Source organism: Paracandidimonas lactea (assembly GCF_021653995.1).
In the GTDB taxonomy this organism is placed as follows: domain Bacteria; phylum Pseudomonadota; class Gammaproteobacteria; order Burkholderiales; family Burkholderiaceae_B; genus Allopusillimonas; species Allopusillimonas lactea.
Genome location: NZ_JAJJOZ010000006.1, coordinates 62,663 through 76,443 on the forward strand (window position 1 = coordinate 62,663; position 13,781 = coordinate 76,443).

Annotated in this window: 12 protein-coding genes; 9 read left to right on the top strand and 3 right to left on the bottom strand. The window is 62.7% G+C overall.

Annotated features, from left to right (window positions below; genetic code table 11):
* Positions 1-7: 7 nt before the first annotated feature.
* A complete protein-coding gene (locus LOL23_RS11975; RefSeq protein WP_237173646.1) occupies positions 8-2,224 on the bottom strand; it encodes a DUF8189 domain-containing protein in 2,217 nt (738 codons plus the stop codon).
* A 256-nt stretch (positions 2,225-2,480) separates the two neighbouring features.
* Between LOL23_RS11975 and LOL23_RS11980 the strand changes: the two genes are divergently transcribed.
* Positions 2,481-3,146, top strand: a complete 666-nt coding sequence (locus LOL23_RS11980; RefSeq protein WP_160981112.1) for a response regulator — start codon at positions 2,481-2,483, stop codon at positions 3,144-3,146.
* A complete protein-coding gene (locus tag LOL23_RS11985) occupies positions 3,143-4,459 on the top strand; it encodes a sensor histidine kinase (RefSeq protein ID WP_160981110.1) in 1,317 nt (438 codons plus the stop codon). Before LOL23_RS11980 ends, LOL23_RS11985 begins: the two co-directional genes overlap by 4 nt.
* Positions 4,460-4,501: 42 nt before the next feature.
* Here LOL23_RS11985 and LOL23_RS11990 read toward each other — a convergent pair whose 3' ends face one another.
* Positions 4,502-5,053, bottom strand: a complete 552-nt coding sequence (locus LOL23_RS11990; RefSeq protein ID WP_160981108.1) for an anti-virulence regulator CigR family protein — start codon at positions 5,051-5,053, stop codon at positions 4,502-4,504.
* A 117-nt stretch (positions 5,054-5,170) separates the two neighbouring features.
* Positions 5,171-6,529, bottom strand: coding sequence for an MFS transporter (locus LOL23_RS11995; protein ID WP_237173647.1), 1,359 nt, complete (start codon positions 6,527-6,529; stop codon positions 5,171-5,173).
* A 232-nt stretch (positions 6,530-6,761) separates the two neighbouring features.
* Between LOL23_RS11995 and cyoA the strand changes: the two genes are divergently transcribed.
* From cyoA to LOL23_RS12030, 7 genes are all read left to right on the top strand, one after another.
* Entirely contained in the window at positions 6,762-7,892 is a 1,131-nt protein-coding gene (gene cyoA, locus LOL23_RS12000) for a ubiquinol oxidase subunit II (RefSeq protein WP_160981104.1), read from the top strand.
* A 169-nt stretch (positions 7,893-8,061) separates the two neighbouring features.
* A complete protein-coding gene (gene cyoB, locus LOL23_RS12005; RefSeq protein WP_237173648.1) occupies positions 8,062-10,053 on the top strand; it encodes a cytochrome o ubiquinol oxidase subunit I in 1,992 nt (663 codons plus the stop codon).
* Positions 10,046-10,696 carry a cytochrome o ubiquinol oxidase subunit III gene (cyoC, locus tag LOL23_RS12010; protein WP_160981100.1) on the top strand — a complete coding sequence of 217 codons (651 nt, stop codon included), beginning with the start codon at positions 10,046-10,048 and terminating at the stop codon, positions 10,694-10,696. Before cyoB ends, cyoC begins: the two co-directional genes overlap by 8 nt.
* Positions 10,696-11,073, top strand: coding sequence for a cytochrome o ubiquinol oxidase subunit IV (gene cyoD / locus LOL23_RS12015; protein WP_160981098.1), 378 nt, complete (start codon positions 10,696-10,698; stop codon positions 11,071-11,073). Before cyoC ends, cyoD begins: the two co-directional genes overlap by 1 nt.
* On the top strand, positions 11,073-11,882 hold the full coding sequence (locus tag LOL23_RS12020; protein WP_202411774.1) for an SURF1 family protein: 810 nt from the start codon (positions 11,073-11,075) through the stop codon (positions 11,880-11,882). Before cyoD ends, LOL23_RS12020 begins: the two co-directional genes overlap by 1 nt.
* A complete protein-coding gene (locus LOL23_RS12025; RefSeq protein ID WP_160981229.1) occupies positions 11,882-13,201 on the top strand; it encodes an ATP-binding protein in 1,320 nt (439 codons plus the stop codon). The genes LOL23_RS12020 and LOL23_RS12025 overlap by 1 nt, the downstream gene beginning before the upstream one ends.
* Positions 13,194-13,757, top strand: coding sequence for a response regulator transcription factor (locus tag LOL23_RS12030; protein ID WP_160981227.1), 564 nt, complete (start codon positions 13,194-13,196; stop codon positions 13,755-13,757). The genes LOL23_RS12025 and LOL23_RS12030 overlap by 8 nt, the downstream gene beginning before the upstream one ends.
* Positions 13,758-13,781 lie beyond the last annotated feature (24 nt).

Below are 13,781 nucleotides of genomic sequence, written 5' to 3' on the forward strand. Positions count from 1 at the left end.
TCGCGGACTATGGCGCGGCGTGGGCGCTAGCGTTGCCTATATTGAGTGACACGGTGTGCGTCGGGACGCTCAGGGGCGTCGCGATGGCTGCCGGAGCATGCTGCGTGCCAACAGGTGTGCTGCGATATGCACCGCCGCCAAAGGCAAGGGGTGAGGCGGTGGCCGAAGGCCGCCAGGCATCATGTTGGCGCATGAGCATTTCGTAGTGCTGCGTCGGGCCTGTGGCCCGCGCGATGATGTACGTGCCGGCGTTGGAGGTCAGCAGGGCAGGTGGCGAGGCGGCGATGGCAGGCAGGCGCTGTGGCTGCCCGGCCTCTGTCAGCCACAGCGCGCCGCCTGGGGTTTCCAGTGTGGCGACCATGACATTGCCTGCGCTGTTCAGGGCGATGGCGGGTGGGCCGCTGAAAACGATGCCCAGGTCGCTTGTGCCCAGCCAGTCCAGCGTGTCGGCCCTGCGGGGCAGGGAGGGGGCGGACGGTGTAAGGTGCGCGGCGGCCGCGCCCAGGGCGGGCGCGGCGATTGCGCCTTGGTGGTTGGCAAGCATTGCCGGGATGATGCGCGGCGCGGCTGGATTGCGGTAGCGGCCAGTCATGCGCAGTAGATGCCCATCGTCGCGTTTGCGCAGGTACAGCTCGACATCGCCAGCGCCATCGCGTATCACAGCCATGTCGCCCTGTATGGCAGGTGCGGCCACATGCTGCCATACGGCTCCGGCCGTTGTGTTATGCCAAGCCAGGGTGTACAGACGCCCCTGGGAGTCAGCCGCGAAGGCGCGCAGGCCGCCGCTGGGTTCGCGCAGCAGGGCGGTGTAGCGCGTGGCGCCCGGCAGGGGCGGCAGGGGCTGCCAACTGCTCCAAGTGTGGGTATGCGAAGGCAGGGCTGCCCAGTAGTACAACCCGTCGTTGGCCAGCAGCAGTAGGGCGGGGGCGCCTGCGGCCGTCTGCGCTGGCAGGTGTGGCGTGCGACGTCCGCCCAGGGGCTGCCAGCCAGACCAGGCAGTACCCGCGAGTTGGTGGTTGTACCAGAGATGGCCCAGCGTATCCCGGGAAATCAAACCCGCTTGGCCGCCTGTGCCGGCGACGGCAAGCACCGGGCTGGCAGTGCGCCCGCCCAAGGCATGCCAACCCATTGTTCCGCCCTGCCATATATTGACTGCGTTGTTGTATTCGCCAGGCGCGGCCAGCAACAGGCCGCCTTGGGCGTCCAGCAGGGCGGCCGGCGGGGTGTTGCGGCGTGAAACGAAATAGGTGCGGCCCACCCATGCTGCCGCCGGCCCCGCAGGTTCGTTGCAGGTGTCGGCGCGCGCGCAATAGCGGTAGTCATTCCAGGCGTAATGCCTGAAAACGTCCGCCTTAAGGCTGGTTTCTGAATTGCTTAAATTAGCCGTTCGTTCCTGGGTGGGGTAATTCACGTACCCGATTTCCGCATAAGTGCCCGGTGCCAGCAGCATGGCGTCGCGCACCAGGCGTGCGCTGGCGATGTGATCGGGGTGGTCATGCCCGGCACAGCGCCAGCAAAGCTGGGTGTAGGGTACGCTGATCGTGTCGTCCAGGTGCCGCACGGAGGTGGGCTGGTAAGCCTGGATGATGGCCGCGAGCGTAGCGACGAGATCGGCACGGGTGTATTGCTCGCGGTAGTCGCCAAGTGTTTCGACGACCGCACCGGACACGGATTCCGTTTGGCTCAGTGGGGTCAGGCTGCCCCAGCCGCGGCCCAGCCAGGGATCCTGCAACCGCAAATGCCATAGCTCCACCCGTGGGTTGCCCTGCAGCGTAAAGCGGGCGATATGGTGATGCCCGACAACGACGCTGTCTTCGCGCCACTGGTCAGGCACGCCGGCCATATAGGCATAAGCCGCACGCACGCCGCGCTCGCGTCCCAGCATGTATGGGTTCCCCTCGCCGCGATCGCTGGCGGTCAGATACACCATGCGCAAGCAGCCGCCTGCTGCGATGCCATCGCGCAGATCGGGGTTCATGAACAGCAGATCGTCGTCCTGGTGCGCGACAAAAGCCAAGTCTTTGAGGAAATTGCAGGTAGCGGGGGCGGGCGATACCGTTGCCGCTGCGTTGGCTATTGGAACTGGAAGCGCGGTTGTTGCGCTTGGGGCGGTGGGTAATGCCACCGTTGCCGCCATGTCGGCGTATGCGCCGGCATGCGCGGCTGCGCACAGGATGGCTGCAGCAAGCAGGCGGACGAGTCGAGCCGGAAGGGTAGGCATCATACAGCCATTGCCGGGCTGGCCGCCCGCGCGCTTATGGACGCGAAGGAGTATAACGGAGCGCAGTTGTCAGCTTGCTGAATAAGGCGGCTTTTCAGCGAGTTCGAACACTAGGGATTACGCTCACAGGCGGTGCCATGTATGGCCTATGATGGCGGTTGCGCAGCACGACGCGGATGCCGCATGCCGCGGGTGTCAGCGTCAACGGCCGCCCGTGGCTGTCGTGCCTCTCCGCAACACTTGTTTTTATCTGGATGTCATGCATGTTCTGTTGATTGAAGACGACGCACTTGTGGCCAGCGGCATCTCCGCCGGCCTGCGCCTGCACGCCATGACCGTTGATCACGTCAGCAGTGCGCAGGCTGCCGAAACGTCGCTGGCCACAGGCCATTTCGATATCGTGGTGCTGGATCTCGGCCTTCCTGACGAAGACGGGATGAGCCTGCTGGCACGGCTGCGCAGCGGCGGACAGTCGTTGCCCGTTCTCATTCTTACCGCACGTGACGCCATCGAGCACCGTATTGCGGGCCTGCAGTCCGGCGCGGACGATTACCTGCTCAAGCCCTTTGACCTCGGCGAGCTTGTGGCCCGCCTGCAGGCATTATTGCGCCGAGCGGCGGGGCGCAGCGCCAATGTTGTGCAGCATGGCCTCCTGTGTGTCAATCCGGCCGATCAGCGGGTCTTGCTGGCCGGCAAGCCGGTGGAACTGTCGCGGCGCGAGTTCGCGCTGTTGCAGGCGCTGCTGAATAACCCCGGCCGCATCCTCACGCCCGAACAAGTCAAGGACAGCTTGTACGGCATGGAAGGTGATGTCGAAAGCAACGCGATCAATGTCCACATCCACCATCTGCGGCGCAAGCTGGGGCCCCATATCGTCGAAACCATACGGGGCGTAGGCTTTCGGCTCGGAGAGGCTGGTCCATGACCCTGCGCTTGCGGCTCATGGTCATTATCGGCCTGTCTTATACCGTGCTGTGGCTGGCGACGTCGGTCTGGATGTACGCCGATGTGCGGGCGGAGTTCCGCCGCGCACTCGACAGTAGGCTGGCTGCCTCCGCGAGCATGGTGGCCGGGTTGGTCGCTGATTTTTCGGGGCCGGGCGCCGCGTCATCCGAGCCGCGCAGTATTCTGGATGTGATTGCGAAAGACGGTGTGGCGTGTGAGATTCGCATGCTGAACGGGGGGGTGATTGCCCGTACATTGGACAGCCCCGAAGGGCTGGGCGCCGTCAGCGTCGGCTACCGTACCCGCACGATCAATGGGGTGCGCTGGCGCAGCTATACGCTCGAACAGGCGGGCAAACGGGTGACAGCCGCTGACAGGGTCGAAAACCGGCTTGCGCTGCTGCGCAAAATTTTGCTGTCCACCATTCTTCCTGTACTTGTCGCCATGGCGGGCAGCCTGGTGGTGCTATGGTTCGGCATACGCAAAGGTCTGGCGCCACTCGAGTCATTGCGCCAAGTGCTTGCCCGGCGTCAACCCGAAGCAACCGATGCTCTTTCGTTGTCGAGGCTGCCGGCCGAACTCACGCCGCTCGTGCAGACTATTAACTCGCTGCTCGACCGCACCCAGCGCGCTATCGAACGTGAGCGCCGATTTGCCGGCGACGCGGCGCACGAGCTGCGTACGCCATTGACTGTGGTCAAGACGCACATCCAGGTTGCGCGCCTGGCGCAGGGTGAAGACAGGGCGATCGCCCTGGCTAATGCTGAGCAGGGCGTCCAACGCCTGCAGCGCACGCTGGAGCAGTTACTTATGCTGGTTCGCGTCGAGGGGCCGTTCGATTTTGAAGGCCAGGACATCGCCTATGCCAAGGATATCGCCCGCTTCGCCATCGATGATATTCCCGCCGCCGGGGCGCGCCGCATATGCCTGCGGGCGCAAGCGCCCGACTGCCTGATCGACATGCCGCCGGTGCTGGTGATTACCGCGTTGCGCAACCTGCTCGACAATGCGCTGCGCTACTCGCCGGAGGGGACGACAGTGTTGCTGTGCGTGGAGCCCGATGAGGCGATGTGCCGCTTTGCCGTGCACAACACGGGCCAGGGGCTCTGGGCCAAGGACAGGCCATTCGTCGTCCAGCGCTTCTGGCGCGCGGGCCCGGGGCAGGGCAGCGGCCTGGGTTTGTCCATCGTCGATGCGATCGTCAGGCGTTTTGGCGGCAGTTTCGAACTTCGGCAGGATGCCGAGGGTGGAACCGTCGCGGAAATCCGCTTGCCTGTGGCGCAAGCGCAGTGAGCGCACCCTGGGGCGCCTGTGCGCCCCAGGGGCAGTTATTGCTTAAAAGACATCGAATAGGACGTCAGCGATGATGGCGGTGCCCAGCGCCACGAGGATCAGATCCCGGCCAGCGATCCGCCACTCGTAGCCATCGTAATGAGGCAGACGGGCGAGCATGGGCCCCGGTACAAGTTTTTTTGCGATGCCCGGAGGCAGCGGCTTGCCGCGCGCCAGGTTCTTGCGGATACCCGGGGGCAGCGGGGAATAGCCGTGGTAGCCGTATTCGCTGGCGTAGCTGCGCGCCGTCGCCAGCGTGATGCCGGCCCGTATCAGCACGTCTGTGCCCGAGCCACCGCGTACACTGCCGCGGTAACCGTCGCCATCGTGGCGGCCGCCGGCGCGGTAGACTTTGTCGGAGTTGCCTTTGTCGGCGCGGTGCGCGTTGCCGTTGCCTTGGCCTTTGCCGCCCGCGTTGCTTTTGCCTTGTCCATGCACTTGGCTGTTGCCTTTGCCACTGTGCCCGGGGTTGCCTTTGCCTTCAGGAGGGGCGGCATACGCTGTGCTGGCCAAGGCTGCCGACACAAGCGTCGCAATCAATAGTTTGCGGTTCATTCGTCGTAGTCCATTTGGCCCGTGGGGCCGACGAAACCAGTGTAATGGTCTCGCCCGCCCTATGGGTTGCAAATTGAAACGACGGCGACGCGATGTAAGTGGATACGACGGTCGCGTTCAGAATGTCACGTTGCGTGGATGCCGCACACGGCGATTGATGCGTAGCGCTATCAGCGTACACACGCAGCCGGACAGCAGGTATAGGCTGATCGAACCCAAGCCGAAGTAGGTCGTGAGGCCCAGCACCACTAGCGGCGCAAACGCGGCGCCCAGCAACCAGGCCAGGTCGGATGTCAGCGCGGCGCCCATATAGCGGCACTGCGGGACGAAATTGGCGGTCACCGTGCCCGAAGACTGGCCGTAAGAGAGGCCGAGCAGGGCGAAGCCCACGAGAATGAAGGCATCCTGGCCCACGACCCCGCCGGCAAGCAACCAAGGCGAACCGATGGCGTAGATTGCAATCAGGATGGCGACCAAGCCCAGTGTGGTGCGTCGCCCGATGCGATCGGCAAGCAGACCCGACAGCAGCATAAAACCGGCCGCGATCACTGCGCCAATCATTTGCACGATCAGCACATCGCCAATGGCCTGGCTTTCATTCAGCGCGATCCATGACAGCGGAAAGATGGTGACCACATGGAAAAGCGCGTAGCTGGCCAGCGACGCAAAAGCGCCGATGAACAGGTTGTAGCCCTGGGTGTGCAGCATTTCAAAAACGCGGATTGGTTTGAGTTCGCGTTCTTCCAGCATCTGGGTATATTCGCTGGCCAGCACCAGGCGAAGGCGGGCGAACAGACCGACCACGTTGATGGCAAAGGCCACGAAGAACGGGAAGCGCCAGCCCCAGTCGAGGAAATCAGCTTTCGAAACGCTCTGGTGCAGGTACAGGAACAACGCGCCAGCCACCACAAAGCCCAACGGCGCCGACAGTTGCCCCAGCATGGCGTACCAGCCGCGCTTGCGCGCGGGGGCATTCAGGGCCAGCAGCGAGGGCAGGCCATCCCAGGAGCCGCCGTAGGCGATGCCCTGCACGCTGCGGAACACCCCCAGCAGTACGATGGCTGTGGCCCCCGCCGTGGCATAGCCGGGCAGGAAGGCGATCCCCGCCGTGGCCGAACCCAGCAGGAACAATGCCGACGCTAGCTTGGCGCCGCGGCTCCAGCGGCGTTGAATACCCATGAATATTGCAGTGCCCAGCGGCCTGAACACAAAGGCCAGGGCAAACAGCGCGAAGGAATAGATAGTGCCAGTGAAAGGGTCGGCAAAAGGGAAGAAGACGTAGGGAAACACCAGGACGGACGCAATACCGTAGGTGAAGAAGTCGAAGAATTCTGAGGTTCGGCCAATAATGACGCCGACCGCAATGTCACCTGGCGTGACGGATTCGTGGCCTTGGGCGGCCCGGGCGAGGCGGGCGTCGTCATCCGCCTGGGCGCGTGCGCCGGGACCGGGGTATTGCAGAGCCTGGACATTCATAAGCTGTTCATCCTTCCAGTGTCGAAAGCACTTTCATTTGCACTGTCATTTGCTACAGTTGACGCCTCAAGCATCCCATCCGCCCAGCCGGTGCGCCATTGGACAAAACCCTTGTCTTGAAGTGTTGCGTCGATCAGACAAAGTAGGACAAAATGTCCAATTCCCCTCGGGGGAAGTTCAAGCCTATAGTAGCGGCCGTCAGTCCTCCTAAGCTATTTCCGGCCTTGCGGCAATGATTCGTATCAAATATCTGCGGCTTTTCCTCCTTTCCTCCATCGCTGTTCTCCTCTCTGGATGTAACGCTGTGTTGCTCAATCCGTCGGGCGATATTGCCGTTCAGCAGCGCGATCTTCTGCTTCTGGCCACCGGGCTGATGCTTATCGTTGTCGTGCCCGTCATGATTGCGGTGGTGGTTTTTGCCTGGCGTTACCGCGCGTCGAACACCTCGGCTCACTACGATCCCGATTGGCACCATTCCACCAAGCTCGAATTGGTGATCTGGTCCGTGCCGCTGCTGATCATCATCGCCCTGGGTATCGTTACCTGGGTCAGTACGCACCAGCTCGACCCCTATCGCCCGCTCGACCGCCTCGATGCGCAGCGGCCCATCCCCGCCGAAACGCGCAACCTTACGGTCGAAGTGGTGGCGATGGACTGGAAGTGGCTGTTCATCTATCCCGAATACGGCATCGCCACTGTCAACGAGCTGGCCGCGCCGGTCGACCGTCCCATCGAATTCAAGATTACGGCCTCGTCGGTCATGAACTCGTTCTTCGTGCCGGCGCTGGCAGGCCAGATCTACGCGATGGCCGGCATGCAGACCAAGCTGCACGCGGTCATCAACCAGCCCGGCGTCTACGAGGGTATGTCTGCCAACTACAGTGGCGCAGGCTTTTCGGGTATGAATTTCAAGTTCCATGGCTTGTCCCAGGCTGATTTCGACGCCTGGATCGAGAAGGGCCGCGCCGCTGGCGCCAGCCTTGACCGCACGTCCTACCTTGCGCTCGAGCGCCCCAGCGAAAACGAACCTGTGCGCCGCTATGCCAGCGTTGCGCCCGACCTCTACGACGCCATCCTCAACCGCTGCGTCACGCCCGGCACGGCGTGCATGCGAGACATCATGCACCTTGACGCCCAAGGCGGCGGTGGTCTGGGCAGCCTGCAGGGCGGCCGCGACGAGGCCGGGCACCAGCCCGTCGCGACCGGCGACGCCGGGCACCAACCGGCAAAGGCTGGCAGCGCCGGGCACCAGCCCGCCATGACCAACGCCGCGTCGTCCTCCCATGGAGGCCACAACATGAGCACCCCGGCCGCTGCGCCAACGAGCCATGGTAGCCATGCTGCCCACGAGGCGCGCTCGTAACTGATCCGACGTGCGCGCGTCAGGCGTCTTGGGGCGGAGTCCCCGGGCCTGCGCGCCGCGTTCGTCCTAAGCGGGCTGCCACGGCAACCCGCCCTGTTTCGCCCCGACGCGCCTTGTGCGCCGCCGTTTTTCAATCCTTGCCGTTCCGGCAAAACCAGATGTAAGACTTATGGACCTGCAAAAACTGGTATTGGGTCGTCTGACCTGGGAATCCATTCCCTATCACGAACCGATCCTGGTCGCGACGTTCGCCGCCGTGGTGTTGGGCGGCTTCGTGCTGCTCTATCTGATTTCCCGAAACCGCCTGTGGGGCACGATCTGGCACGACTGGATCTGCAGCATCGACCACAAGAAGATCGGGATCATGTACATGATCCTGGGCATCATCATGCTGCTGCGCGGCTTTGCCGACGCGCTCATGATGCGTATCCAGCAGGCAATAGCATTCGGTGATGCCGCAGGCTACCTGCCGCCGCATCACTACGATCAGATTTTCACCGCCCATGGCGTGATCATGATCTTTTTCGTAGCCATGCCGCTGGTCACGGGCCTGATGAACTACGTCATGCCCCTGCAGATCGGCGCCCGCGACGTAGCGTTCCCATTTCTGAACAACTTCAGTTTCTGGATGACGGCAAGCGGTGCGGTACTGGTAATGATCTCGCTGTTCGTGGGCGAATTCGCCAAGACGGGCTGGCTGGCCTATCCGCCGCTCTCGGGGCTTGAGTTCAGCCCCGATGTAGGGGTGGATTACTACATCTGGGCCTTGCAGATCGCCGGGGTCGGCACGCTGCTGTCGGGCATCAACATGGTGGTTACCGTCGTTAAGATGCGCGCCCCAGGCATGGGCCTGATGAAGATGCCGGTGTTTGCCTGGACGACGCTGTGTACCAACATCCTGATCATCATCTCCTTCCCCGTGCTGACGGCGACGCTGGGCTTGCTTAGCATGGACCGCTACTTGGGCACGCAGTTTTTCACGAACGACCTGGGCGGCAATCCCATGATGTACGTGAACCTGATCTGGATCTGGGGCCACCCCGAGGTGTATATCCTGATCCTGCCGCTGTTCGGCGTGTTCTCCGAAGTGGTGGCCACATACTGCCGCAAGCGCCTGTTCGGCTACACCTCCATGGTGTACGCCACGATGGTCATCACTGTGCTGTCCTATCTGGTGTGGCTGCACCACTTCTTCACCATGGGCTCGGGCGCCAGTGTGAATGCCTTCTTCGGCATCACTACCATGATCATCTCGATCCCGACCGGGGCCAAGATCTTCAACTGGCTGTTCACCATGTATCGCGGTCGCATTCACTTCGAGCTGCCCATGATGTGGACGGTCGCTTTCATGCTCACCTTTGTGATCGGCGGCATGACAGGCGTGATGCTGGCTGTACCGCCTGCAGACTTCATCCTGCACAACAGCCTGTTCCTGATTGCTCACTTCCATAACGTGATCATCGGTGGCGTGCTGTTCGGCCTGTTTGCCGCCATCAACTATTGGTTCCCCAAGGCTTTTGGCTTCAAGCTTGATGTGTTCTGGGGCAAGTGGTCGTTCTGGTTCTGGGTGGTGGGCTTTTGGGTCGCCTTCATGCCTATCTATATCCTGGGCCTGATGGGTATCACGCGCCGTGTCAGCCATTTTGATGATCCTTCGCTGCAGATCTGGTTCCAGGTCGCAGCGGTGGGCGCGTTCCTGATCGCGCTGGGCATTGCCTGCTTCTTGATCCAGATCTACGTCAGCTACCGCAACCGCGAAGCGTTGCGCGACCACACGGGCGACCCCTGGAATGGCCGCACGCTGGAATGGTCCACGTCGTCGCCGCCGCCCAGCTATAACTTTGCCTTCACCCCCCGCGTACATAGCCTTGATGCGTGGTGGGACATGAAGCAGCGGGGCTACCAGCGTCCGATCGATGGCTTCGTGCCTGTGCACATGCCCAAGAACACGGGTGCGGGATTCATTGTCGCGATGCTTAGCACGGCGTGCGGCTTCGCCCTGATCTGGCACATGTGGCCGCTGGCGGCGGTGTCTTTCATCGCCACCGTGGCTTATACGATCTATCACACCTTCAACTACAAGCGCGATTATCACATCCCCGCCAACGAAGTCGCCCGTGTCGAAGAAGCGCGTACTCTGCAGCTTGCCAACCATGTCTAATACTATCGCCATGCACCAAACGGGCGCCGCCGGCCAGCCGGCCGTGGCGGGCGCCAAGCCTGACTTCATCGTCAGGGAAGACCACCACCCCGAGAACGGCACCATGCTCGGGTTCTGGATCTACCTGATGAGCGACTGCCTGATTTTTGCCTGCCTGTTCGTCGTCTATGGCGTGCAGGGCCGGGCGTACGCGGGCGGCCCGTCGGGCGCCGACCTGTTCGACCTGAATCTGATCGCACTGAACACGGCCATGCTGCTGTTCTCGTCCATCACTTACGGCTTTGCCATGATCAAGGCGCAGCAGAATCGCGTGGGAGGCACCCTTGGCTGGCTGATCGTCACCGGCCTGTTCGGGCTCGCCTTCCTGGCCATCGAGCTGTACGAGTTCCAGCATCTGATCCACCTGGGGGCCGGCCCGCAGCGCAGCGCTTTCCTGTCCAGCTTCTTCACGCTGGTGGGTACGCACGGCCTGCACGTTACCTTTGGCGTCATCTGGCTCGTAACCTTGCTGTTCCAGATCAAGCGCCATGGCCTGATCGCTGCCAACCGCCGCCGCCTGATGTGCCTGTCGATGTTCTGGCACTTCCTGGATGTGATCTGGATCGGCGTGTTTACCTTTGTCTATCTCATGGGGGTGCTGTAATGAGCGCGAATCACCAACACCATGACGCCCACCACGGTGCCCATCACGACGAAGGCGGGCACGCCCACATTACGTTCAAGGGGTACATGACCGGGTTTATCCTCTCGGTTATCCTCACCGTCATCCCGTTCTGGCTGGTCATGGGCAATGTGTTCGAGAAGCCCGGCGTCACCGGCCTGGTGATCCTGGCCATTGGCGCGGTGCAGATGGTCGTACACATGGTTTACTTCCTGCACATGAACCCGCGATCCGAAAGCGGCTGGACGGTTCTGGCGCTGATTTTCACGGTGGTGATCGTGGTGATCGTCATGGCTGGTTCACTATGGGTGATGTACCATATGAACACCAATATGATGCCGAACATGCTCCACGATTGATGACACCTGTCCAATCACCGCATCCCCGCGCACATCGCGCGGGGGTGTTGATACTGTGGGCGCTGGCGGCCGTTATGGCCTTCAGCGCCTTTGTTGCGCTGGGCTCCTGGCAGGTGCAGCGCCTGCACTGGAAGCGCGATCTCATCGCCCGGGTCAACCTGCGCATTAATGCCGCGCCGGTACCCGCGCCCACACGGCCGCAGTGGTCCACCGTCACCGCGCAGGCCGATGAATACCGCCGCGTTACGGTCACCGGCACCTTCCTCAACCAAGACGAAACCCTGGTGCAGGCGGCCACCGACTTTGGCGCGGGCTTCTGGGTGCTTGTGCCGCTGCGTCTGACCGACAGCAGCTATGTCCTGGTCAACCGTGGTTTTGTTACGCCCGATAAGCGCGACCCAGCCCGACGCGGCTCACCCCAGCCGCAAGGGGTGGTCACCGTAACGGGTTTATTGCGGATGCCCGAACCGGGCGGCGGGTTTCTGCGCGACAACGACCCGGCCGCCGGCCGTTGGTATTCTCGCGATGTCGCAGCGATTGGGGCGCTGCACGGCGTGGCGCCCATGGCACCGTATTTCATCGACGAAATCGGGCCCGACGGCTTGCGCCAGCAGGCTGAAATCCCCGCCTTACCGGATGCCTGGCCCGTGCGAGGGCTGACGGTGGTCCATTTTCGCGACAACCATCTCAGCTACGCGATTACATGGTACATCCTGGCTGCGATGGTGGCGGCTGCCGCCGTATTTGTGGGCTTGCTGGAGCGCCGGCGCTGCCGCACGCCGGCTGCTGCAGGCGAACCTGAGGCATGATGATGGCAGCCAGCCACACCGCAGATGCTGCGCAGGCAGGCAGCAGCGGCTCAAGCCGCCAGAACTTGCGGCAGTTGATCCAGCTGCGCTGGATCGCGGTGCTTGGGCAGGTTTTCACGATCCTGATCACACGGGTCAGCTTTGGCATTCCTCTCCCGCTCGAACCCATGCTCGCCGTCGTGGTGGGGTTGGCGCTGTTCAACTTATTCAGCCTGTTGCGCCTGCGTATCCGCACGCCGGTCACACAAATAGAGCTGTTCCTGGCACTGGCGCTGGATGTGGCCGCGCTGACGCTTCAGCTGTATCTCAGCGGTGGTACCACCAACCCCTTTGTGTTCCTGTTTCTGCTGCAGGTTGCATTGGCCGCAGTGCTGCTCAGGCCTCTCGCAACCTGGGTCGTGGTGCTGCTGACGGCCCTGGCATTTCTCGGGCTTGCCTTCGCCAGCCGTCCGCTGGCCTTGCCCATCGATCCTCTGCGGGGCGTGCCGCCCCTCTTCGTGCTCGGCCTGCTGGTATGTTTCGTGCTCAATGCCGTGTTGCTGGTGATTTTCATCACGCGCATCATGCACAACATGCGGGCGCGCGACGCCCGGCTTGCCGCGCTGCGCCAGCGCGCGGCCGAAGAAGAGCACGTGGTCCGCATGGGCCTGCTCGCGTCGGGTGCGGCGCATGAACTGGGTACGCCCTTGTCGACGATCGATGTGATCCTGGGCGACTGGGCGCACGCCGAGCCCGTCAGCCGCGACCCCGATTTTGCCCAGGATGTGCTTGAAATGCAGGCACAGTTGCAGCGCTGCAAAACCATCGTTAGCGGCATCCTGATGTCGGCGGGCGAGGCGCGCAGCGAGGCACTTACCGAAACCACGGTCAACACGTTTCTGGATACACTGGTGTCACAGTGGCGGGCATCGCGGCCGGGCAATCGCCTGGCGTACGACAATCACTTTGGCGACGATGTGCGCATTATTTCCGACCGCGCCCTGCAGCAGATGATTTGTAATGTGCTGGACAACGCCCAGGAAGCCTCGCCCCGGGGCCAGCGCCTGACGGTTGCGCGCGATGGCGGTACGCTGGTGCTCGATGTTACCGACATTGGCCCGGGTTTTCCGCCGGGCATGCTTGAGCGCCTGGGCAAGCCATACCAGTCCAGCAAAGGGCGCCCTGGCGGCGGGCTGGGCCTGTTTCTGTCGCTGAATGTGGCGCGCACGCTCAGCGGCACGCTGCATGCGCGCAATCTACCCTTTGGCGGTGCGTCAGTCACTATACGGCTGCCGTTGTCCGTCCTGAGGCCCGAGGAAACCGATGATGACGATGACTGAATCCGGCGATCACGCCACGGCAGCGCCCGAGCGCCTGCTGCTGGTGGTGGAAGACGACGCGGCGCTTTCGCGTACGCTATCGCGCTCGTTCGAGCGCCGCGGATACCGGGTGATCACCGCCGACAGCCTGGAGCGTGTGCGCGCGCTGCTGGCCGAGTATTCGCCGGGCTATGCGGTGGTCGACCTGAAGCTGCATGGCGATGCCTCGGGCCTGGCCTGTGTCCAGGCCCTGCATGAGCATGATCCCGCGATGTTGATCGTGGTGCTTACTGGTTTTGCCAGTATCGCCACGGCGGTCGAAGCCATCAAACTGGGCGCCTGCCATTACCTGGCCAAGCCATCCAATACCGACGACATCGAACATGCCTTTCAGAAGACGGAAGGCAATACCGATGTCGAGCTCGCTACGCGTCAGGCCTCTATCAAGACGCTGGAATGGGAGCGCATCCACGAAATGCTGGTGGCCACCGATTTCAATATCTCCGAGGCGGCGCGCCGCCTGGGCATGCACCGCCGCACGCTGGCACGCAAGCTGGAAAAGAAACAGGTCAGGTAAGCAGCAGGCCTCACGCCACTTGAG

Coding starts and splice junctions, on each gene's coding strand:
- LOL23_RS11975 (WP_237173646.1), bottom strand. CDS start 2,224: ATGATGCCTACCCTTCCGGCTCGACTCGTCCGCCTGCTTGCTGCAGCC.
- LOL23_RS11980 (WP_160981112.1), top strand. CDS start 2,481: ATGCATGTTCTGTTGATTGAAGACGACGCACTTGTGGCCAGCGGCATC.
- LOL23_RS11985 (WP_160981110.1), top strand. CDS start 3,143: ATGACCCTGCGCTTGCGGCTCATGGTCATTATCGGCCTGTCTTATACC.
- LOL23_RS11990 (WP_160981108.1), bottom strand. CDS start 5,053: ATGAACCGCAAACTATTGATTGCGACGCTTGTGTCGGCAGCCTTGGCC.
- LOL23_RS11995 (WP_237173647.1), bottom strand. CDS start 6,529: ATGAATGTCCAGGCTCTGCAATACCCCGGTCCCGGCGCACGCGCCCAG.
- cyoA (WP_160981104.1), top strand. CDS start 6,762: ATGATTCGTATCAAATATCTGCGGCTTTTCCTCCTTTCCTCCATCGCT.
- cyoB (WP_237173648.1), top strand. CDS start 8,062: ATGGACCTGCAAAAACTGGTATTGGGTCGTCTGACCTGGGAATCCATT.
- cyoC (WP_160981100.1), top strand. CDS start 10,046: ATGTCTAATACTATCGCCATGCACCAAACGGGCGCCGCCGGCCAGCCG.
- cyoD (WP_160981098.1), top strand. CDS start 10,696: ATGAGCGCGAATCACCAACACCATGACGCCCACCACGGTGCCCATCAC.
- LOL23_RS12020 (WP_202411774.1), top strand. CDS start 11,073: ATGACACCTGTCCAATCACCGCATCCCCGCGCACATCGCGCGGGGGTG.
- LOL23_RS12025 (WP_160981229.1), top strand. CDS start 11,882: ATGATGGCAGCCAGCCACACCGCAGATGCTGCGCAGGCAGGCAGCAGC.
- LOL23_RS12030 (WP_160981227.1), top strand. CDS start 13,194: ATGACTGAATCCGGCGATCACGCCACGGCAGCGCCCGAGCGCCTGCTG.